Origin of the sequence: Lysinibacillus sphaericus, assembly GCF_005217585.1 — a bacterium.
In the GTDB taxonomy this organism is placed as follows: domain Bacteria; phylum Bacillota; class Bacilli; order Bacillales_A; family Planococcaceae; genus Lysinibacillus; species Lysinibacillus sphaericus.
On sequence record NZ_SZPT01000002.1, the window covers coordinates 486,624 to 507,650 of the forward strand.

At 35.8% G+C, this 21,027-nt stretch carries 18 protein-coding genes and 2 riboswitches; of the genes, 6 read left to right on the forward strand and 12 right to left on the reverse strand.

Annotated elements, in window-relative coordinates:
• Nucleotides 1–108: 108 nt before the first annotated feature.
• On the forward strand, nt 109–816 hold the full coding sequence (locus FC748_RS08025) for a class I SAM-dependent methyltransferase (RefSeq protein ID WP_229389480.1): 708 nt from the start codon (nt 109–111) through the stop codon (nt 814–816).
• A 139-nt stretch (nt 817–955) separates the two neighbouring features.
• Here the strand turns inward: FC748_RS08025 and FC748_RS08030 are convergent, their stop codons facing one another.
• The 6 genes from FC748_RS08030 to FC748_RS08055 all read right to left on the reverse strand — a co-directional run bounded on the left by FC748_RS08030 (nt 956) and on the right by FC748_RS08055 (nt 7,090).
• The gene (locus FC748_RS08030) at nt 956–1,573 is read right to left on the reverse strand and encodes an NUDIX hydrolase (protein WP_024363607.1); all 618 of its coding nucleotides are present in this window, start codon (nt 1,571–1,573) and stop codon (nt 956–958) included.
• Between the two features lie 147 nt (nt 1,574–1,720).
• Nucleotides 1,721–2,686 (reverse strand): quinone oxidoreductase family protein, encoded by a 966-nt coding sequence (locus tag FC748_RS08035; protein ID WP_108030961.1) that lies wholly within the window; start codon nt 2,684–2,686, stop codon nt 1,721–1,723.
• A 121-nt stretch (nt 2,687–2,807) separates the two neighbouring features.
• Complete coding sequence (locus FC748_RS08040; RefSeq protein ID WP_238600218.1) at nt 2,808–3,971, reverse strand: hypothetical protein; 1,164 nt, start codon at nt 3,969–3,971, stop codon at nt 2,808–2,810.
• Nucleotides 3,972–4,087: 116 nt separating this feature from the next.
• The gene (locus FC748_RS08045; protein WP_024363604.1) at nt 4,088–5,443 is read right to left on the reverse strand and encodes a PepSY-associated TM helix domain-containing protein; all 1,356 of its coding nucleotides are present in this window, start codon (nt 5,441–5,443) and stop codon (nt 4,088–4,090) included.
• 151 nt (nt 5,444–5,594) lie between these two features.
• Entirely contained in the window at nt 5,595–5,777 is a 183-nt protein-coding gene (locus FC748_RS08050) for a hypothetical protein (protein WP_024363603.1), read from the reverse strand.
• A gap of 214 nt (nt 5,778–5,991) precedes the next feature.
• Nucleotides 5,992–6,182, reverse strand: a riboswitch (cobalamin riboswitch).
• Between the two features lie 197 nt (nt 6,183–6,379).
• On the reverse strand, nt 6,380–7,090 hold the full coding sequence (locus tag FC748_RS08055; RefSeq protein WP_108030962.1) for a hypothetical protein: 711 nt from the start codon (nt 7,088–7,090) through the stop codon (nt 6,380–6,382).
• 676 nt (nt 7,091–7,766) lie between these two features.
• Between FC748_RS08055 and FC748_RS08060 the strand changes: the two genes are divergently transcribed.
• Genes FC748_RS08060 through FC748_RS08070 form a run of 3 tightly spaced genes read left to right on the forward strand, consistent with a single transcriptional unit; the run spans nt 7,767 to nt 9,186 of the window.
• On the forward strand, nt 7,767–8,207 hold the full coding sequence (locus FC748_RS08060; protein WP_108030963.1) for a LytTR family DNA-binding domain-containing protein: 441 nt from the start codon (nt 7,767–7,769) through the stop codon (nt 8,205–8,207).
• Nucleotides 8,204–8,635 (forward strand): hypothetical protein, encoded by a 432-nt coding sequence (locus FC748_RS08065; RefSeq protein ID WP_108030964.1) that lies wholly within the window; start codon nt 8,204–8,206, stop codon nt 8,633–8,635. The genes FC748_RS08060 and FC748_RS08065 overlap by 4 nt, the downstream gene beginning before the upstream one ends.
• Nucleotides 8,632–9,186, forward strand: a complete 555-nt coding sequence (locus FC748_RS08070) for a DUF7010 family protein (RefSeq protein WP_024363599.1) — start codon at nt 8,632–8,634, stop codon at nt 9,184–9,186. The genes FC748_RS08065 and FC748_RS08070 overlap by 4 nt, the downstream gene beginning before the upstream one ends.
• Nucleotides 9,187–9,205: 19 nt before the next feature.
• Here FC748_RS08070 and FC748_RS22045 read toward each other — a convergent pair whose 3' ends face one another.
• The 3 genes from FC748_RS22045 to metE form a co-directional block, all read right to left on the reverse strand.
• Nucleotides 9,206–9,355 (reverse strand): hypothetical protein, encoded by a 150-nt coding sequence (locus FC748_RS22045; protein WP_103976839.1) that lies wholly within the window; start codon nt 9,353–9,355, stop codon nt 9,206–9,208.
• 301 nt (nt 9,356–9,656) lie between these two features.
• On the reverse strand, nt 9,657–10,901 hold the full coding sequence (locus tag FC748_RS08075; RefSeq protein WP_108030965.1) for an MFS transporter: 1,245 nt from the start codon (nt 10,899–10,901) through the stop codon (nt 9,657–9,659).
• Between the two features lie 353 nt (nt 10,902–11,254).
• The gene (metE, locus tag FC748_RS08080; RefSeq protein WP_108030585.1) at nt 11,255–13,549 is read right to left on the reverse strand and encodes a 5-methyltetrahydropteroyltriglutamate--homocysteine S-methyltransferase; all 2,295 of its coding nucleotides are present in this window, start codon (nt 13,547–13,549) and stop codon (nt 11,255–11,257) included.
• 182 nt (nt 13,550–13,731) lie between these two features.
• Nucleotides 13,732–13,910, reverse strand: a riboswitch (cobalamin riboswitch).
• Between the two features lie 225 nt (nt 13,911–14,135).
• Between metE and FC748_RS08085 the strand changes: the two genes are divergently transcribed.
• The gene (locus FC748_RS08085) at nt 14,136–14,498 is read left to right on the forward strand and encodes a VOC family protein (protein ID WP_025219309.1); all 363 of its coding nucleotides are present in this window, start codon (nt 14,136–14,138) and stop codon (nt 14,496–14,498) included.
• A gap of 43 nt (nt 14,499–14,541) precedes the next feature.
• Here the strand turns inward: FC748_RS08085 and FC748_RS08090 are convergent, their stop codons facing one another.
• Complete coding sequence (locus FC748_RS08090; RefSeq protein WP_108030601.1) at nt 14,542–16,236, reverse strand: methyl-accepting chemotaxis protein; 1,695 nt, start codon at nt 16,234–16,236, stop codon at nt 14,542–14,544.
• 587 nt (nt 16,237–16,823) lie between these two features.
• On the opposite strand from FC748_RS08090, the gene FC748_RS08095 reads away from it, so the two are divergent.
• On the forward strand, nt 16,824–17,756 hold the full coding sequence (locus tag FC748_RS08095) for a C40 family peptidase (protein ID WP_108030584.1): 933 nt from the start codon (nt 16,824–16,826) through the stop codon (nt 17,754–17,756).
• A gap of 186 nt (nt 17,757–17,942) precedes the next feature.
• On the opposite strand, the gene FC748_RS08100 is transcribed toward FC748_RS08095, so the two are convergent.
• Both FC748_RS08100 and FC748_RS08105 read right to left on the reverse strand, forming a co-directional pair.
• Nucleotides 17,943–19,328 carry a UDP-N-acetylmuramoyl-tripeptide--D-alanyl-D-alanine ligase gene (locus FC748_RS08100; RefSeq protein WP_108030583.1) on the reverse strand — a complete coding sequence of 462 codons (1,386 nt, stop codon included), beginning with the start codon at nt 19,326–19,328 and terminating at the stop codon, nt 17,943–17,945.
• A 212-nt stretch (nt 19,329–19,540) separates the two neighbouring features.
• Nucleotides 19,541–20,950: a Mur ligase family protein gene (locus tag FC748_RS08105; protein WP_108030582.1), complete on the reverse strand. Its 1,410-nt coding sequence runs from the start codon at nt 20,948–20,950 to the stop codon at nt 19,541–19,543.
• Nucleotides 20,951–21,027: the final 77 nt, after the last annotated feature.

Here is a 21,027-nt window from a genome sequence, read left to right on the forward strand (position 1 = left end):
ATAATTAGACATTTCGTTTTGCTTTTTATCCTATCGTTCGTTTCATTCCTCCACTAGGAACCATACTATTTTTCTTTTCATATCATACAAACAAGAAGAAAAAAGAAGGTGATCGTTATTCAAAAATCCAAATATCTCGAATTTTTATCTAAATTTGGCGTTGGCGGGGCACATCCTGGGGGCATGGCGTTAACAAAGCAACTTTTGAAAAATGAGAACATTACCAAACACTCTCAAATACTAGATGTAGGCTGTGGTACAGGCCAAACCGCCGCCTACTTAGCATCTCATTATAAAGCAAATGTTACGGGCATCGATAACAATGCCATTATGGTTGAGAAGGCTCAAAGCAGAATGGCAAAACACTCCCTACCAGTTCAAATTATTAAAGGTTCCGTTGAACAACTACCTTTAGCTAAACAACAATTCGATTTCATAATTGCGGAATCTGTTCTGTCCTTTGTCAACAAGCACAAAGCGCTCAACGAAATTTATCGTTTATTGAAATTTGGTGGTCAGCTAATTGCGATTGAATTTACGATACAACAAGAACTTGACGACGTGAGTGCGGAGGAAATCAAACAATTTTATGGCTTTGATCTGTTGTTCACGAAAAAAGATTGGGTAACACTATTTAAACAAACTGGTTTTCAGACGATTCACATTCGCAAAAATAAATCTTTTTCTTCAGCGCCTGAATTTCACTACTCACAGCAGATTGAGCCTGAATTGTACAAAGTCATGGAACAAAACATTGAGATGAATGTAAAATACGATGGGGTATTGGACTATCGAATTTATTATTGTACGAAGTAAGTTAAGGCGCGTATACTTTTCTTCTAAATAAAGAAAAGCATACGCGCCTTTTAAATAATTATGGAGATGTGCCCCTTATGTAGCGCATAGCTATTTTGAATAGGTGTGAGGAACAAAGCTGTGGAATGTAGCTATTCTGCTATTTTATCAGTTCTATAAAGTGTTTTAAAATTCGGGCGGTTAAACCCCAAATCGTGTATTGCTCATAATCAAAAAACCATTCTTCCATTGACCGCGTTCGCCATTTATACTGCGCACCATTAACAATTTTATCAAATGGAAAATCGATTGAAGGCATTGGTTCAACCGATACTAAATGCATATATGGCTCATAGTTTAATAACCAGTCAATTGGTACAGTCAATACTTCTTCCACTTCGTCTTTGTTGTATTCATGAATAATTTGATTGGTATCAATAATCGCTACAAATGGGTACGTTACAAATGAAGAAGATGTAATATATGGACTTAATGGTCCTACAACATGTACCGTTGTTGGATCGATGCCTAACTCTTCATGCGTTTCCCGTAACGCTGCAGCTAATGGAGATGCATCTGTGGCATCAATTCGCCCACCTGGAAAACTAATATCTCCTGGTTGCTTTCTCATTGTCAATGACCGTACTTCAAAAAGAATATGCCACTTGTCATCCACTTGTACTAATGGAATTAAAACGGCCGAACGAAAAGCAGTCTCTTCTCCAATAAATAGCGATTGATTTTGCTGTAACTGATGCTTCAATTTATCTAGAAACATGAGATTGTGCTCACCTCAATAGTTCATATTGTATTTTATCGTATCATGAATTAGTAGTTGGATAAACACTATCATATTCCAACTTTCAAATATGATAGTGTTACAATATCAAAGTAAAGGAGACAAGCAATCCTCCATCTGCATTATTTAGGGTTGTAATAATATCTTACCGATACTTTTGCGACTTTCCAGTAAAGTATGTGCCTGAGCACCGTCTTCAAGGGAAAAAATAGTCGGCTCAGAAATTTTTATCTTACCATCTATAATCCAGTCGAACAGTTGTTGTGAACGTATTTTTCTTTCCTCAAAGGAAGTCAGTACATTCCAAAGGTCTCCCCCCGTTAACGTTTTCGAAGTATCCATTAACAGACGAGGATCCACCGCCACAGGATCTCCCCCTGACATGCCAAAAAACACCACTGTTCCACCGATTTTTGTTGCCTCTAAACTATCTTGCAGTGTAGAGCCTACCGATTCGTACACAACATGAACCCCTTGACCATCAGTAGTATCCTTCACATGTTGCACCCATTGCTCTTTATATAAAAAGACATGGTCCGCTCCGATGGCGTATGCTACTTGTGCTTTTTCTGTTGAAGATGTGAGACCAATGACGTTAGCCCCTTTTAACTTAGCCATTTGGATTAAGTTTTGACCAACACCACCTGCCGCTGCGTGAATTAAAACCGTATCACCTGGTTGAATCGCATAGCTATCTGTCACTAAATATTGTGCCGTTAACCCTTGTAATAATATGGAAGCTGCCGTTTCAAAAGATATTTCAGCTGGTAATAACATCACTTTATCATGTGGCACTGCCACTAATTCAGCATTCGCAAAGGGTACGTCCGCAAATGCAATGCGGTCGCCTACTTGGATATTGTGTATATTTGCACCGACTTTTTCAACGACACCAGCCCCTTCATAGCCTAAAATAAATGGTGGCTGACCTGCTAAATGATAATTGCCTTTCCTTCGATAAATATCAGCAAAATTTAACCCAACGGCCTTTGTTCGTACTAAAACTTCGTTATCTGTCAGAATAGGATCAGCTACTTCTTGATATTGTAATACTTCTGGTCCACCAAATGTTTCAAAAACTAATGCTTTCATTTTCTAACCCCTTGTTAAATGTATGTAGCACTATATTACGCTAAAGAAAAAGGTCAATACAACTCTTTAAGCTTGAAAAAAAGCCAGTAGTGAAAGCATTCACTACTGACTACTTGCCTTATTACTTTGCTGTTAACGTGACATTATCCGCAGTTGCCCAATTGTTAATGGGTAGCACTTTATATGTGCCACCAGCCTTTAATGTTTGGTCCTTTACATCAAATATCCCGACAGCCCCTTTACGAGATGAATAGCGATATTGTGCTTGTAAAGTCGAGCCATCTTCAGCCTGCAATTCGACACTGCGACCTGCAAATAACTCCATACCAAGGTCCTGATTGAGTGTCACTTGGAATGACGTAGCATCAATTGGTTCAACCGACTTAATCGTTAAAGGCGCTATGTCAGTTGCTTTGAAGGTTGGATTTTTTATAGTTGCCCAGTCAGCTGACACGGTATAGTTTGTCCCCGCCTTTAACGCTTTTCCTTCTGGCAAGCGGAATTTTGGTGCTTGTCTGCCATCTGCAGCTTGTGTAAACAACACATAATCAGCTTGTAACTTTTCACCATTTTCTGCAGTCACTGTTACGACACGATCCCGTAAAGAGGAAATGACCTGATACTGCTTACCTTTTTCGTCCTTATTGTCATCATTCAATTGGAACGACAAGTCACCTCTCGCCTCTTTATAGGCTTCAATAATATTCGAATAATCAGTTACACCTTCATCTTTAAATGATTCAATTTCAAAAGTATCATTTGTCACTTGTTTCGTTTGGCTGAGCGTTATTTTTTCATCGATGCCATCAAAGGCCTTTGTTTCGCCATCTTTGTATCTTAGTGTGTAGTTTGTTCCTGCATTCTGCATAGTGACTGGCACAATATACGTACTTGTAGCACCAATTTTCAAGCGTGGCACATTGACAATACTTAAATCATGATTGAATGAAAAGGCTTTTTTTATTGTATCTAAATTTTCTACTTTCACACCTTCTTCGGACAATGGTTCAGAAAAAGTGACTTGTAAAGTCATGATGTTTATTGGCTTTATTTCTGTGATTTGCACTGCTTCTTTTGCTATCTCGTTTTTTGTTTCTTGTTGTGCTTGCCCTTGCTTGGATGTCTCCTGTTTATTGAGAAAATTACATCCTGTTAACGTTAGCAACCCTGTTAAAAGAATGGGTATCATAATGCTTTTTTTCATAGTCAATTGGCTAACCCCTTTCGAATTTTTTGCACACGAATCCTTCAACATCGCAATTAGTTGGTCTACCTCCGTTACCATTCTTGCCCACTCCGTAAGATTGTTATACGTAGGGGGTTGATACTCATTGCAAAGATTTCAAGTCAAAAAAACTAGTATGCTAGGAGAAATTTTTAGCATACTAGTTTAAAAGGTTTTTAGTTCATGTCATTTGTCGGTTTATTTTTATTCATTGCTTTCATCGCGAATTCAACGAATGCGACAAGTATTAAAGATAGGCCAAATAGCGGCATCATAACACCTAATAGAACGATTATCACGATAAAAGGAATCGAGATTTTCTGTGATAATTGAGGGGGTGCTGATAGTAGGCCTTTTTTCTTGCGCAATAACCATGTACGGAATCCCCAGAAAATAACACCTAAAAAGGCTACACAAACGAGTAAGTTAATTAGCTTATTTGGCCAACCAAATAAGTGACCTTCATGTAACGGAATTCCCCATGTGAACCATTTTGCCAAAATGCCATAGTCATCATAGTTTACCTTAGAAATAAAGTCACCACTATATTGGTCAAAGTACATTGTCGCTTCGTCATAAGGGCTCACATCGAGTCCTGTTACCCCTGTATTACTTGATTTAGCCACGGTAAAAACACCGTCATTACTTGTCGGATAAATAATGGAATATGGCTTTGTAATGCCATTAGCCTCAATTTGTTGTTGTAAACTTGCCACATCTAACTGATTTTCGTTTCTGCTTGTACTTGCAGCACCCATTCCATGGTGTGCATGTTTAGACGAAGATGGTGCTTCTTCCTGACGTGTTGCCCACGGAATTTCACTCATATCAGATGTCGGCGGTTGTTGTTGTAATAACGGAATACCGAAGGACGGATTATCTTGTGCTGCTGTATATATAAAGTTCCCCATAAATGCAGACCAAGGTAATCCAGTAAAAATGATAATAACCATTGGAATTGTAATAATCGTTCCAAGTAGGGCGTGCCATTTTCTATTTTTTTGTCGTTTATTTGCTTGTTTTACTTTCTTTAATACTTTTCCTTTAAAGGTCATGTATAGACCTGATAGCAATAAAAAGATTGCCCAACATGCCGCTAATTCTACTAAATAATTGACTACCGTTCCACCAACAAACAAGGAGCTATGTAAGCTTCTTAACACATTAGAAAATGTGTATGTAGGGTCTTGATGACCAACAATTTGATTATTATCATCTAAAAACACATAGCGTTGATCGCCTTCACTATTTGACAGTGTTAATCGTGTATTGTAAGGCTCATCTAACTCAATAATTTTGGTTGTTGTATAACCCGCAAATGCCGCTTCCGCTTGTTGAACCCCTTCGTCGATTGTCAATACTTCGGTTTTGTTACTATTGCCAAAGAAGTAGTCCTCATATAAATGATCTTCTACATCTGTATAAAACAAGTACCCAATGCCACTTAATGTCAGTGTGATTAGAAGTGGTGTAATAAATAATGCCGCATAAAAATGCATTCGCCAAAAACTTGAATAAGTTGCATTTTTCATCTCTAGTTCTCCAATCGATTTTATATTAAAAGCAAATTTATTATATAAAATAAAAGTGAAATAAGAATGAAGTCCTAGAAAAAAATTAATAAAATAAAAAGACTACTCTCGCATCCCTTTAATGGGTTGTCGAAAGTAGCCTACGCTATTTTTAGCCGATTATTTCTTTTCTAACATTGCAATAAGCTGTATAAATGTCTGAATGATGCGCTTCATCTTGCCCAAAAAATTGTTCGACAAGCTCATTTAACGTTTTTCTAGCTCCATCAAACTGCTTTTGCATAATTTCATATTTAAAAAGATTTTCATAATACTCGATAACATGTGGATTCATGTGATACACTCCTTCATTTTTAGCATAAAAAAACATCTTTCCTTCTTTAGAAAGATGCCTACTATGACAAATACACGACATAATACGTCGATGGCCATGACAGAAAAAGCATTCTATTATGCATAGAAGCTACCCTTTTGACAATCGTCGTACTATGAGCATGCAGAAGAAATTCTCTAGTCACACTCAACACCCCCTATCCTCGTAGGTTTTTTGGTTGTACTAGATAAAGGCAGGTCTCCTGGCTTATGTTCATCACACGTTTCACCTTCCCATTACACAAACGTAACAGTGGTTTTTTGAAATGTGCTCCCATCTACAGTTGCGGGACAGCGTCGGCTTTTCACCGATCTTCCCTTTTAAACAAATCGAATTTCGATTTGTACCTCTATCTTATTATTCCGTTTTTATTATTATACCATAAAGAATTATGTACGTTGACATGTGTATATTATTTCGTGAACATGATACTTATCATGTATCAAATCTGATTGTAAAGTTGGTACTACCTAAAGCCAAATCTCATAAGGCCCTCCTTCACGAGTGTTCTTCATTGGAAAAGTTTTAGCGGATTGTTCAAACCCTTAGTTTTTCTTTTTGAATTAAATGACCTCTTTAAAGCCTATTCGGTGAATAATCAGACGATAGTCAGCGTATCCTTCTTCGGATAGATACTGCTCATATTCGCCATAGACAATTATAGGCATATTGTTTTTGTATGCGTGCTTCAAATTGCTGAGAAGTTTTTCGTTCACGTCAGCATTAGCGCCCTTATAGTGACAATTTACAAGCACAGAGTATTTACTTAGATAAAAAGATTTGGTCCCATCACTATGCTCTTCGAGTCCATCTGAAAGAATACCGGCTGTCCACAATAGAGGAAAATGTGTTGCATAATAACTATCCTGCATGCCTAGTTCTTTCAGCAACACATTTGTATATTTATCTTGATCCTCAAAAGTAGAGTCCAGCTCTAACGTATCAAGCCGTATTTCTCCTACGTTGTCATACTTTTCAAAACTAGAATCTTCTCCGTCTAAAATGTCCGACTCTTTAAGTTCTACTACCGTTGCTTGATTTTCTCCGATAGCAGTATGCTCAGGTGGTACTATATAATCTGCGCCGCCCCGTTCCTCTATTCGTTCTTTCGCTGCCTCCAGACTATCTTCACTGAACATAGACTCTACCTGTTCTTGCGTATAAATTTCCTTTTCAACTTCGCCCATAGATGCTTCTTCTGGCTGCGAACTACACCCTGCAATAATTAAAAGTAAAGGTGCGAAAATTGTTATAACTAAGCTTTTTATTTTCATATTACATACTCCTCTCTCTCGTTCAATTTAATTCGAACTCTTTTATAATACCTCAAATAAAGTATATTTGGACAACTGTTTCCATTTGTAATAAAAATAGCCAATTCTCCAAAGTAGGTCTATTTTATATTTAACCAATTATAAAAAAGCGCTGGACGTTTCAATAAGGAATAGCTTCTATTAAAAAGATGAGCCCCTACAAGTATATGGCTTTTAACGTGCTTACTTTAATATCTACAGCAATTGAAATAGGCCAATACAGTTTGACCTGTGCTGCTCATACAACCTTATGCATTTCATGTTTCAAGTCATAACATCTGTCTATTTTCATCAAACCATTTCCTTTTTATATAATAAAAGCCCTCCACAATCAGCTGTGGAAGGTAAAAGAACTAGTCCTCTTTAATTAATTTTTATAATGAATTTGCTAAAAAACATACCACTTGTTCCATTTAGTCTGTTAAAGAATTGTGTACATTGACACTATTCAAATAGATTACTAATATCTAGTATAGTGGCAAATTTTCCATTTAATACATATTAATGCAATATTCATATATCGTTGTATAGCTTACTAAATCGAGTTGCAACAAAGTCAATTTTTTTTGCAACAAATCGAAAATTCATGGTAAGAACAAACCGGTGTTGCTACGATTAAAACTGAAAGGAGTACAACATGAAATTCAACTTTATTTGGAAAAACAAACAACCGTCATCTGAAATTGACATTATTAGTAATCCATCAAATCAAACATTACTTTCTACATTGGAACAGCATTTTTTACAATCTATACCATTAAGTGCAACAGATTTTAAAACAAATCGGCAGGTACTGATTGACCTCCATACTATCGAAGCCATTGAAGCAGCTGGTCATTTTACTAAAATCTTTTTAATAGATGGTACTGAACTATTACTGAATAAGATTTTAAAAGAACTAGCTTACTTAGAATCTTTTAGATTAGTACGCATTAACAATTCCATGATTTTAAATTTGAATCAAATCCAGTCGTTTGCATCAGGAAGCCACGCAAGACTGGAAGTTATAACAAAACAACAAAATAAGTATATTGTCAGTAGACATTATGCAAAATCTATTAAGGAGAAATTAATATGATCAAAGACTTAAAAAACAGCTTTATGTCCACTTCATTTTTGGGATTGATTTGGATTGTGTTTTTAATAACACTTTTTAATTTACATAAAGAACTGGTCAACTTTTATTATATTTGGAATTTAATTGGTATTAGTGTACTACTTGGTATCGTTTTTGGTATCGCCTACCCTTACTTATGGAACTACTCCACATTAAAAGGTACGTTCAAAATTATCATTAGTACGTTTTTAAATTTTTTCTGTGGCGTAGGCATGGTCTACCTTTTTTCAGGGCAAATGTTAGCATTTATTCAACCTTATTTGTTGCTGATTTTCGCCATCACGTTGATCGGTCATAGCTTCGGAATTTACTTTTTCTCAAAATATGAAAATAAAAGACTAGCAGCTAGCTTGAATCAATCGCTAGAACATGAAGGAGACAGAAAATGAACATTAATACTAGCTTACACGTCCTATTAAATGATATTGCGCAAAAACAAAAGAAGGGGCTCCCGTTTATCATGGCTTCCCTCTTTATTTGGGGAGTGATTACAACAATCGCATTACTTCCTATAGATTTAATGATTAAAAATATTGGCATTTTATCTTGTGGTGCTTTACTGTTTCCCGTTTCCATTGTTTGTGCCAAAATAGTAAATGTCGATTTATTTTATAAAGAAAATCCATTGATTAATGGTCTGCTGATTGCGACAAACAATCAAATTTTATACTTAATCATTTGTATTCTTCTATTAATTAAAGCACCGATGTTAGTCTTACCTGCATATGCAATAATTTACGGTGCCCATTTGTTACCCTATGCATTTTTTTACCAATCAAAAAACTATCAATATAGCTCTATCTTTATTTGTATAGCCATTTTGGTAAGTATGCTATTCTTCCATTTAAATAGTATGTATATCCCGATAATCGTAGAGGTTGGTGTACTTTTCTTATTTTTAATGTTAAAGAAGGAAATAAAAAAACATAGGGAGCTCTAGTCTTCCTATGTCATTCATCTTATTTATCTGTTTGTTCTTGCTTCTTTTTCAAATACTCCGCACGTATTTTTTCAAGTTGCTGCTTTTTATCAAATTTGGCAGGTTTGTTTTTTTCATGATACTTTGCCACAGCTACCTTACCTTTAGTATCCAATTGATATTTCCCCACGCTTGTTCACCTACTTTACTCGTCCTTTAAAAAATCTACTCAACACATATACTATACCTTATTTTACTGAAGTAAACCTTATTCGGGTACTGCTAGCCCTGCATATATCCATAAAAACAGAATAATTTACTTAAAATAATTCATTACTTAAAATTACCGATTATTATAACCTCATCAATCAAATCTTTAATTTTGACCAAAATAAAAACCACCTTTCTAGTTATTTGTTACACATAACAAAAAGAGAGTCAGCTTTTGATATATAAAATAATCGTATTATAAAACTAGTACTAACAATACATTAGGCACTGGTATGACTGCTTTTTATATTGAAGTTTCTAATAACAGCGGATGAAAACGCATAAACCGTCACTAATGTGTAGATCATCCCCGCTAGAATATACACATTCACGATTCCTATTTTATCCGCAAGGAAACTACCAAAAAATAAAGCAAAAGCATAAAAAAATTGAATTAGTATATTTCTAACAGCAAATACTCGTCCTAAAATTTTGTTTTCAGCATATTCTTGAAGTAAAGACTCCTGTACTATATTTCTTATTTGATATGGTAAACCCGTAAAAAAGGAAATTACTAATGCGATAATAGGAATAGTGTTTAATCCGTATGCAAAAGTAATTAATGCAACACCTAAGGAAGAGTAAATAATCACTTTTCCACCAAAAAGACGAATTCGATCTGCATACTTGGCAGTAATTAAACCTCCCACTATTGATCCAATAAGAAACGTGGCACCCTGATAGCCCCACCATTTTTCACTTGAATCTAGAATTTCTACAGTAAAGGATAAAAGGAACGTTGAAGCCCAAACAATATTTGCAAATGCTTCTCCTATATCCATCATAGTTATCGATTTTAAAACTTTATTTTTCCATAAAGTATTTAAACCTGTTTTAAAATTGTAGATAAATGAATAGCCAACAGGAATAACGTTGTCTTCTTGCTTTTCAACTGATAAAAACATAATTAAAACTGTTGAAATTAAGAATGTAAAACTTATTAGATAAATACTAAGAATGGAACCAAACGTTAAAACAATTGGTATTGCGACAATCCAACCCGCTGTTGTAGTAATTTGAATCACACTTACTAAAAAGCTGTTTGCCCGAATAAGCTGTTCTTTCTGTACGATGTTTGGTACTATAGCTGATCTTGCTGGTATAAAGAAGCTACTTATAATCGTTGTTAAAAAAGTCGTGATATATACAACAATAATATTTATTCCAATATAAGAAACTATTAATGCTAAGAAAAAAACTAAAATACAACTAAACAAATCTGAAAATAACATAATTTTCTTATGGCTGACTCTATCTAGAAAGTTGCTTGCAATAAAGCCTCCAACAATCGAAGCAATGGTATTTAGAACTAATATAAAAGAAGCACTTGCAATAGAGCTAGTAACTGTATAAACAACTGATATTACAGCTACATTTAGTAATAATCCACCAAATGCATTAAACACTAGGCTTGTTAATAGAAGAATAAAATTAGCATTTTTAAGCACCATTTGATTGTCTTTCATATAAGCCCCCTAAATAAGAAAATAAATGATTTTAAAAATCTTATAGCAAATAAGTATTTTGTTTTTATCATAATACTAAAAATTCAGAAAAAATAAAATAATATTTTTTTACTTGCTTTTAGTATTATTTTCAAAAATAATTATCAAAAATTTTAATTTAAATTTAATAAATTTCAAGATATTATAATTTTCTTAATTCTGAAATACTAGCTTTTATAATATTTTTTTATGTTCACATTAATTTATTGATTTTAATAAAATAAATTTAATATTAGCATTTATAAAACATATAACAATTTTGCATAGTCTTAAAAAACCCCCTAAGCACTTTTACGCTTAGGGGGCTGTCTCAATTAGTACGTTGATTGTTGGATTTGTTGACGCAATGTTTTGGTAGCTGCCACCATATTGGCAAGTGCCGCAATAGTTTCTGGCTCTTTTCTCGTTTTCAACCCGCAGTCTGGATTGACCCAAAATTGATTAGTCGATAATACTTGTAGGCTATCTTGCATGATTGTTAACATTTCTTGTTCATTCGGTACACGAGGGCTATGAATATCGTAAACACCTAATCCAATCCCTTTTTCATATGGACGGATGTGTAGCGATGCAATCAGCTCTCCATGGCTACGAGACGTCTCAATAGATAGTACATCAGCATCGAGTGCACTAATTGGTTCTATAAAATCATTGAACTCACAATAACACATATGTGTATGAATTTGAGTTTCATCCTTTACGTTCGCCGTTGCTAGCTTAAATGCATTCACGGTCCAGTCCAAATAAGCGCCCCAATTTTCCGTGCGTAATGGCAAGCCCTCACGCAAAGCAGGTTCATCGACTTGAATAATAGCAATACCGGCCGCTTCGAGTGCCTCTACCTCTTTCCTTAAAGCAAGTGCTATTTGATAGGTCACATCTTTCCGTGGAATATCATCCCGTACAAAGGACCAGTTTAGGATTGTTACTGGCCCCGTTAACATTCCTTTCACGTAGCGATTTGTTAAACTTTGAGCATAGGCTGTTTCTTTCACTGTCATAGGTGTCGCCCAAGCAACATCTCCGTAAATAATCGGTGGCTTCACACAGCGGGAGCCATACGATACGACCCAAGCTTTTTCTGTAAAAGCAAACCCTGTGAGTTTTTCACCAAAGTATTCCACCATATCCGTACGTTCGAATTCACCATGCACAAGTACGTCGATCTCTAAATTTTCTTGTATTTCAATCCAACGTTTCGTTTCTTGTGCAACAAATGTTGCATAAGCTTCATCGGACAACTGTTTCTTCCGCCATGCACTACGTGTCCGTTTTACCTCATCCGATTGAGGAAAGCTACCTATTGTAGTCGTTGGGAATAACGGTAATTGAAGTGCCTGTTGCTGAATTCGTTGACGCGTTTTAAAATCACTTTGCCGTTCAAAATCCTGTGTTGACACTGTTTGTACTACCCTGTGAACAGCCTGATTATTTCGAACAGGATGTTTTTTTAACGCTTCGATCGCCTTCATACTTTCGGAAATAGTGTAATTTGTTGCATGATTTTTTTCGTTTAAATACTTTGCTACCTCTGTTAGTTCCACTAATTTCTCATCTGCAAATGCAAGTGCATTTTTTAAGACTGGCTCTAATTTTGTTTCTAGTGCTGTGGAGATTGGCACATGCTGTAAGCTGCATGATGATTGAATCCATAGCTCCTCGGCACTGGTCAGTTGTTCAATTGCTCTAACTGTTGTACTAACCTCTGCTAAATTAGCGCGCCAAATATCTCGTCCATTAATAACGCCGGCTGCCAATACTTTATCCTGTGGAAAACCAAATTGACGTAGCGCCTCCATATTATGCGTATAGCCATGCACAAAATCTAAACCAATTCCTTTTACTGGTAGTTCGATAAGCATTTTATAAGCTGATAATGATTCAAAATAAGTTTGTAGCATGATGTTCGCCTCAGGGACAGTTGCTGCTAATTGTATATAGATTTCTTGCACTAGTTTAACCTCTGTCTCATCTAATGAGGTAACTAAGGCAGGCTCCTCCAATTGAATCCAATTAGCACCGGCTGTAACGAGTTCTTTGATAACCTGCGTATAAAGTGGTAATAGTGCTAAAATAAATGCAACTTGCGATACTTTATCGTAGCCTTTTGTTAGCTTACAAAAGGTATAGGGCCCAATCAGTGTTGGTTTGGCTGTAATACCAAATGCTTCTTTCGCTTCAAGGAAATCCGCAAGAATTTTATTTTCTGTTAACTCCAGAGCTTGCCCTTCAAATTCTGGTACGATGTAATGATAGTTGGTATTAAACCACTTTGTCATTTCGCTGGCGACTGCATCCTGATTACCACGCGCGATTCCGTAATATGTTTGTAATTCCACTTTGCCTCCTTGCCAACCAAAGCGCTTGGGAACTAAGCCAAACATTACTGCTGTATCGAGCATTCTGTCATATAGTGTGAAATCCCCAACAGTCACAATATCTAAGCCAATACGGAGCTGCTTATCAATACGAGCAAGACGAATTTCCTTCATTTTTTGTAAAAAATCAATTTCTGTCAGCTCATTTCTCCAAAAGGCTTCTAATACTTTTTTCCATTCACGTTCTCCCCCTATATATGGGTAACCAATTGCTGTCGTTGAATACGTCATATCCTTCTCCCCTTTAATTAAAATAAAAAAACCATCTTCCTTTTCAGGAAAATGGTAGTCATTGTCAATACAATTTAGCTATGATGAAACGATACGATAAAGGTTGATTATCGTATAAAGATTCGTTGTCGCACAGTGCCAATTGGGTCACATCTCACCACCTATTTCCACGTAGGTTATTTGGTGTGTACTAGATATTGGTAGGTCTCCTGGCTTCTCATCAACACGCCTCACAGCCTTCCCAGTCTCCCAGTGGCATTTGTGAATTGCTCCGATTTACAGTTGCGGGACAGCGTCGGATTTGCACCGACTTCCCTTTTAAGCCAAACTTTCATTTGGCACCAACTCTTACACAATATTTAATTATGTTGTTACTATAACATATATTTTTCTGAAAAGTATAACTTTTCTAAAATCAATTTATTGATTAAGTACTTATTTGCTGTCAAAATAAACGATACTTGTTATTAAGGAAATATTATTCTAATAAAAGATAGACTTATTATCATACTTTAGAAGGTATTCCAAGTAGTGAAGCGAAGTATATAGTTATACGTAAATATAAAGGAATTAAAGGAGGATTATGATGATTGTCGGTTTACATCACGTACAGCTTACCATTCCAAAAGATTGTGAGGAACAGGGGAAAGCGTTTTATTGCCATGTACTGGGGCTAAAAGAAATAGAGAAACCCACCTCCCTTCAAGGACGTGGGGGCTTTTGGTTACAAGTAGGAAATCAAGAAGTACATGTTGGGACAGAGGACGGGTTTGATCGATATACAACAAAAGCGCATATTGCCTATCAAGTTGACAACGTAGCGCATTGGAAGAACGTCTTATCCGAACACCAAATCGAAATACTTGATTGCGTGCCAATTCCACATGTTGAACGCTTTGAATTTCGAGACCCTTTCGGTAATCGAGTAGAGATGATGCAACCCATCTAAATGACAAAAGCAGCCAATATTGCAAAGTGGCTGCTTTTATTGTTTATAATTTAAAATGCTGTACTTCTTTGTTTAAACGTTCAGCCATCGAAGCGAGATCATCTGTATTTTTTGAAATTTCATCCATCGTTACGACTGTCTCGTCGATTGTTGCAGTCGTTTGCTCTACACCTGCTGCGGACTGTTCGGATATAGCAGCAATTTCATCAATAGAACGATTGATGTGCTCTGTTGTTGTTGAAATACCTTGTAAATTTTCTGTTATTCCTTGAATATTACTAAACATACTATTAACCGCAGAGGCTATTTGTTCAAAGGTTGTATTGGTATTCGTAATTTGCTCTGTTCCTCTTTTTACTTCTTCATATCCCGTTTGAAGGGAAGCTGTTACACCAACCGTTTCGTTTTGAATGCGCCCCACAATGGATGATATATCTGTGACCGAATAAGAAACCTGTTCCGCAAGTTTGCGCACTTCAGCAGCTACAACTGCGAAGCCTTTTTCCTGTTCTCCAGCCCGTGCCGCCTCAATTGCAGCATTTAACGCTAATAGGTTTGTTTGATTGGCAATATCGTCAATAACTGATACTAACATAGAAATTTCTTGCGATTGTCTATTTAACCCTGCTACTTTTGCAACAGCCTCTTGCACGATCGTATCAATGGCAAACATTTGCTGTGTCGATGTGTTCATTAATTGTTGACCGCTTGTCGTAAGTTGTAATACTTCACTTGAATAGCCTTGTAAATCAATGCCTTGTGCATTTGCTTGTTGGACATTTACTTTAAATGTATCAATTATTTGCGCTAAGTCACTTGCATTATGTGCTTGGGATTCCGAACCACCCGCTAACTCAAGCATCGTCAATGCTATTTGTTCTGCACCTGTTTTTACATCTAGCGAAGATTGTGCAAGCTGCTCACTATTTGCAGCTACATTCCCCGCAACAACATGGATTGATCCAATAATTTCATGAAGTTTTTGATTGAGCGTGTTTGTCGATTGTACCAGCAAGCCAATTTCATCTTTCATTCTTTCTGGCAATGGAGGCTGACTTATATCGCCATCTGCCATTTGCGATATTTTTTCAATTACCGCTTTTATCGGATTAGCAATCATATGCGCAGATATGTAAGCGGTTACAATTGCGATTAAAGTTATCATCACGCCTATTGCTAACCCTACATTCAGTGACTCTTTCGATTGGGCAATCATTGCCTGTCCTAGCTCATTAATAGAAGCTTCTCTTGCCTGCGCAAGCCCCTCATAACCTTTTCTAACCTCTGTAGCAAGCGAGTCAATAGAATTTAAGTTTTGTATAGCCAATTCTACATTTCCTTTATCATATTCATCAAACACTTTCGTTTGCACAAAACCTCGCCATTCCCTTGCTTTTTCTACAGTTTTCGATAGATTTGTATCAGTTGATAATTCCGTTAATAGTTTATTATTTTCTTCAGCAATTTTTACGTATGCTTCAAATTCTTTTTTATATTTCTGATCACCAGTCAGAACATAGCTTTTTGCAGCAGTTGTTCGAACACTGATTGTGGATGCTAACTTTTCATTTGCTGTTAACAACTGTAATTCTTTATAAACAATTTCTTCGCCAGCAGAAATGACACGCTTATTGGCAAAGTAGCTATACGTGTTAAAACAAGCAATAAAAAATACAACAATGAAAAATGCACTCAAAATTTTTGCTCGAATGGTTTTGAACCTCAGTTTCTGTAACATACCATTTTCCCCTTTCGTTAGTGAAATTATATCAATTACTTCTACGAAACAACATTTTTCGCTAGCTTTTGAGGATGAAAGTCTTGCTTGTTTTCTCCCTAAATATAACATATTATCCCTTTAACTCCCATGACTCGAACTATGTATTTCATAACAAAAGATGATAAGAAATAAGATTGTAAAGCGTGCTTATATAAGCATTATTCGAGCAAAAAAGTTATTTTTCTATCATAAAATATTCTTAATTTGATTTATAAAATTCGTATGGCAGTACGCTCTATTGCCACATTGCTTATCATTTTTTAAGTATTCTGACTTCCTTTTAAATTCTATTGTAATGTTATTTAATATAGAAAAAGATCCGATTGTTTATAACACAATTCCCCTTTTATCATCACAAACTGAAACATTTGTAATGAAACTGTAAATTCAAGCGATAAAGCCTTTACTATCAAGGTTTTCAAGTAGGTTAACGTGCACTGTGGAAACATTTACCTAGCAGAACCTTGTGTTTTTCATGCTACGATTATTGCAATGGCAAGCAAACAGAAAAATTTACTGCTCGCTTACAGGAGGTAAAAAACAGCATGAAAAAACATTTTTTAACAACTACATTAGCATTGTCGATTGGGTTTAGCTCATTCGGAATCGTTCAAGGGACATTTGAACCAGTAAAAGTGGAGGCAGCGACGACAAATGCGCAAAATAATGACCAGGCCGTTGCAGCAAAGGCCGATCAACTGATTCAAACAGGGAAAAGCTTAATTGGTAAGGCTACATACAGTAATAGCGTGTACAAGTCTACATATCCTTACAAATTTTCTTGTGCTTCATTCCTTATGTATATTTTTGAAAAGAATGGTGTAGATCTTGGTACGTATAATGAAAATTACATGATACAACAAGGGACATATGTTGCAAGAAACCAGTTGCAAAAAGGTGACTTAGTATTCTTTAAAAGTAAAAAAACAGGCACGGATCCTGATCATGTAGGTATGTACATTGGTAATAACAAAATTATTCATATGGCTGATTCCAAGCAAAATATTGTCATTTCAGATATGAATAGTAAGCCATATTATAAAGACAATTATGTATCTGCTCGCAGAGTATTACCAACATTATTATCTGCCAACCCCGCAACAAAGGGCGATAAAATCGTAGAAAATGCGATTACTTATAAAAATAAAGCAACAATTAGTTCCACAATTAATGAACAAAGTTTACGTTTTACAGCACCTGGTTTCGTTGAATATGTCTACCGTAAAAGTGGCGTAAAACTTGGTACTACAAACTTAAAAGAACTTATGGCGAAAGGAACTACGGTGTCACGTGCCAATTTGAAAAAGGGTGACTTAGTATTCTTTAATGGTGTGAAAGGTTCGAAAAACCCATCGCTTGTAGCTATCTACGCTGGCGATCAACGTCTCATCATCCCAACTTCAAGCGGTGTTACGACAAGAGTACTATTTGTTGATTATTATAAGGAACATTATTTAACAGCAAAACGAGTATTTTAAAAGACAAACAATCTAGCAATAAACATTTGAATGACTGCTAGCAATATATAAACATAAACATAGCATACAAAGCAGTGTCATTGACACGTTTGTATGCTATGTTTTCGCTTTAAATGGTTGGATGGAATTTTACATCGTTAAAGTATTGCTTGTCATTGCTGCCATAAAGATTGCCCTGCTATGCTGTTAGATTTTCTTTAGATGATTGGCAAATTCAATCATGGATCTACTCGACATTGGGCCTTTTATAAGCACAATCGTATCTTGGTCAAGTTTTGGTTTGAGTAATTCTAAAACTCCTACAACATCTTTAAAAACATGAACTTCCGCAGTAGTACCATCTTTTTTTGCTTGTTCTGCTATATGTTCGGCTCTTTTTCCAATAGTAATCAGCATTTGAATATTTCGCTCAGCCACCATGGAGCCAATCTCACGATGATACTTCTCTTCGAAAAGACCCAATCGCTTTATATCACCTAATATAAGGATTATTTTTTTATCTTTTCCTATCGTATCTAAAACTTTCAAGGCTGCTTCAACCGATGTAGGATTATTCGTCCATGTATCATCTACGATAGTACTTCCTTTAAGACCGGTTGACATTTCTAGATGCCTTGCCATCGGTTTAAATGTTTTTAAACGTGAGATTGCATTCTGAATGGACATGCCCATTTCTTTTGCAGCAACGATGGCCGCTAATGCATTATATACTTGGTGTTCTCCATAGCCAGGTACAAATACTGTATATTTTTCCTTAGCTACTTGCAGGGTAAATTTCATACCGTTGTTTATAAATTGCATGTTCGAAGCTTTATAATCGGCTTTTCCCTGAACCCCAATCGTAATAATTTTCCCTTTAAACGTATGCAGAGGAATTTTTTTTGTGTTTTCATCATCTGCATTGATGATTAACGTGCCATCTTCAGCTATTCCTTCTAAAATTTCAGATTTAGCTTTTATATAGCCTTCAAGATTTTTACAGCCATCTAAATGATGGACACCGATGTTTGTAATAATACCAATCGTCGGTCGATAAATCATACATTGATGCTTAATATTCCCCGTATTCCCTAGCCCTAATTCAAAAACCGCTGCTTTTGTCGTTTCATCGATGCCTATTAAATAAGGTAAAGATTGGCGAGGTTCATTTTTGCTACTAATAGATGCCTGCACATTCCAGTCTTTGCTCGCAATATGTTTAATCATTTCTTTTGTAGTTGTTTTTCCACATGTACCCGTTAATGCGACTACTGGTATGTCAAATAGCCCTCTATAATACTCAATAAACTTCCAGTATGCCTGCAACGTACTTTTTACTCTAATAACTGTTGTATTCGGTAGTGCTTTTTTTAGTTCTTCTAAAGGTTTATCTGAAATAACGAGGGATGGTCCCTTTTTATCGATTTCTTCCCAATTAATGGTCTCACTTCTATTGATAAACATGAGTGTATTCTTTTGCGTCAAATCATGGCGATTATAATAGATGGCATGTTTGATAAACCATTGCTCAGAACCACTTACTAAATCCCCTTGTAGTAACTTTCTAACCACAGTCACGCGAATATTTTGCACGTGAACTCCTCCCCCCTCTCAGTATAGTATGAAATATAATCACTAGAAGTGTGGGTAATGAAGAACCATTCTACCCTATTTCTAGTAACAACTATTATTTGATGACATGCTTTATCCTTTATTTAAAGCGCTCCTTTCTAGAAGATTACTATACAATATTATGATATGACTTTATGCGACACAGTCTTTAACCAGCTTTCATGACAAGTGCATTATTGCCTAGAATCATTTTCTTTTGGCAACGTTTTTTTAACTTTTAAATCAGCGGCCAGTTGGGAAATTTGCTTACTATACATATCTCCTTTTATTAGAATAATCGTATTGTCATCTACTATTTCATGTAATAACTTATAAACGAGAATATTATTATTAAATATATAAACGGGCTTACTAAAGCCTAATTTTACTGCACGATCAGCCATAATTCGGGCGTGCTCTCCAATAGTAATAAGAACATCTACACCAATTTTATGGATTAATTCTCCTGCTTGCTCATGGATAATATACCCCCAGGACCCTAAATCCGTAATCGTTCCGATAATGGCAATTTTTTTCTTGCCTTCTCCTAATGAATTTAAGACCTTTAAAGCAGCTTCTAAGGACGTTGTTGTTAAGCTCCAAGTATCGTCGATCAATATAGAACCATTGATTCCTTCAAAAAGTTGTAGTTGCTTATTCACTTTCTTGAATGTCGATAATTGTTTAATCGCTACGGAAATCGGTACACGTAATTCATGAATGGCCGCAATCGCTCCCAATGCATTATAGACTTGATGTTCTCCAAATCCAGGAACGAAAACTTCATATTTTTTCTTTTTATGATGCAATGTAAACTGCATACCATTTTCTACATAGCGAATATGACTTGCTCTATAATGGCATGATGCTTGCTGGCCGATGTAAATAATACGTCCTTTAAATTTCGATAAATCAATTTTTCGTATATTGACATCTTCTGCATTGAGAATTAATGCACCTTCTGGATTCACTATTTCAACCATTTCACCTTTCGCCTGTATATAACCTTCCAAAGTTTTACAGTAGTTTAAATGGTGCGCGCCGATATTGGTAATAATACCGATTGTCGGTTTAAAATACTTCCCTGCTTTTCTTACATCTCCTGGTGATCCAACAGCTGTTTCAAAAACTGCTACTTCTGTTTCCTCTTCAATACTAAGTAAATACTGCAATGAAGCGGTTCTAGAATTACTACTTAAAGTCGTAGCGGTTACTTCTTTTTCAGCAGAAAGAATATGTTTTATCATCTCTTTTGTTGTAGTTTTGCCTGATGTTCCGGTAATTGCAATAACAGGGATTTCAAATTGACTACGATAATAATGTACAAACTTCCAGTAGGCCTCATCTGTATTTTCTACTTGAATAATTATTACGTGTTGAGGAATTTCATGCTGACTATACACCCACTCTGTAACAAGCACTAGAGGAGCAAGCGATTCAAGACTTTTCCAGTTTACTATGCGTTTGTCTGTAAATAGAGCTGTGTACGGTTTTTTTACTTGTTTTAGCCGATATGCGCCATACTGGATCAGCACCTCATCCGACCCTTGCAATAATTTACCTGCAGTAATCGCTGTTAAATTCTTCACCGATAGAGGCTTCATATCATTTCACACTCCTTTCTTCTCTATTATATGAAGCACTTTAAAAGTTGCTTGGATGTAAACATGATACATAACTA

Bases quoted from the DNA above. Each gene is read 5' to 3' on its own strand.
- FC748_RS08030 (WP_024363607.1), bottom strand. From the start codon at position 1,573: ATGTTTCTAGATAAATTGAAGCATCAGTTACAGCAAAATCAATCGCTA.
- FC748_RS08035 (WP_108030961.1), bottom strand. From the start codon at position 2,686: ATGAAAGCATTAGTTTTTGAAACATTTGGTGGACCAGAAGTATTACAA.
- FC748_RS08040 (WP_238600218.1), bottom strand. From the start codon at position 3,971: ATGGTAACGGAGGTAGACCAACTAATTGCGATGTTGAAGGATTCGTGT.
- FC748_RS08045 (WP_024363604.1), bottom strand. From the start codon at position 5,443: ATGAAAAATGCAACTTATTCAAGTTTTTGGCGAATGCATTTTTATGCG.
- FC748_RS08050 (WP_024363603.1), bottom strand. From the start codon at position 5,777: ATGAATCCACATGTTATCGAGTATTATGAAAATCTTTTTAAATATGAA.
- FC748_RS08055 (WP_108030962.1), bottom strand. From the start codon at position 7,090: ATGAAAATAAAAAGCTTAGTTATAACAATTTTCGCACCTTTACTTTTA.
- FC748_RS08060 (WP_108030963.1), top strand. From the start codon at position 7,767: ATGAAATTCAACTTTATTTGGAAAAACAAACAACCGTCATCTGAAATT.
- FC748_RS08065 (WP_108030964.1), top strand. From the start codon at position 8,204: ATGATCAAAGACTTAAAAAACAGCTTTATGTCCACTTCATTTTTGGGA.
- FC748_RS08070 (WP_024363599.1), top strand. From the start codon at position 8,632: ATGAACATTAATACTAGCTTACACGTCCTATTAAATGATATTGCGCAA.
- FC748_RS08075 (WP_108030965.1), bottom strand. From the start codon at position 10,901: ATGAAAGACAATCAAATGGTGCTTAAAAATGCTAATTTTATTCTTCTA.
- metE (WP_108030585.1), bottom strand. From the start codon at position 13,549: ATGACGTATTCAACGACAGCAATTGGTTACCCATATATAGGGGGAGAA.
- FC748_RS08085 (WP_025219309.1), top strand. From the start codon at position 14,136: ATGATTGTCGGTTTACATCACGTACAGCTTACCATTCCAAAAGATTGT.
- FC748_RS08090 (WP_108030601.1), bottom strand. From the start codon at position 16,236: ATGTTACAGAAACTGAGGTTCAAAACCATTCGAGCAAAAATTTTGAGT.
- FC748_RS08095 (WP_108030584.1), top strand. From the start codon at position 16,824: ATGAAAAAACATTTTTTAACAACTACATTAGCATTGTCGATTGGGTTT.
- FC748_RS08105 (WP_108030582.1), bottom strand. From the start codon at position 20,950: ATGAAGCCTCTATCGGTGAAGAATTTAACAGCGATTACTGCAGGTAAA.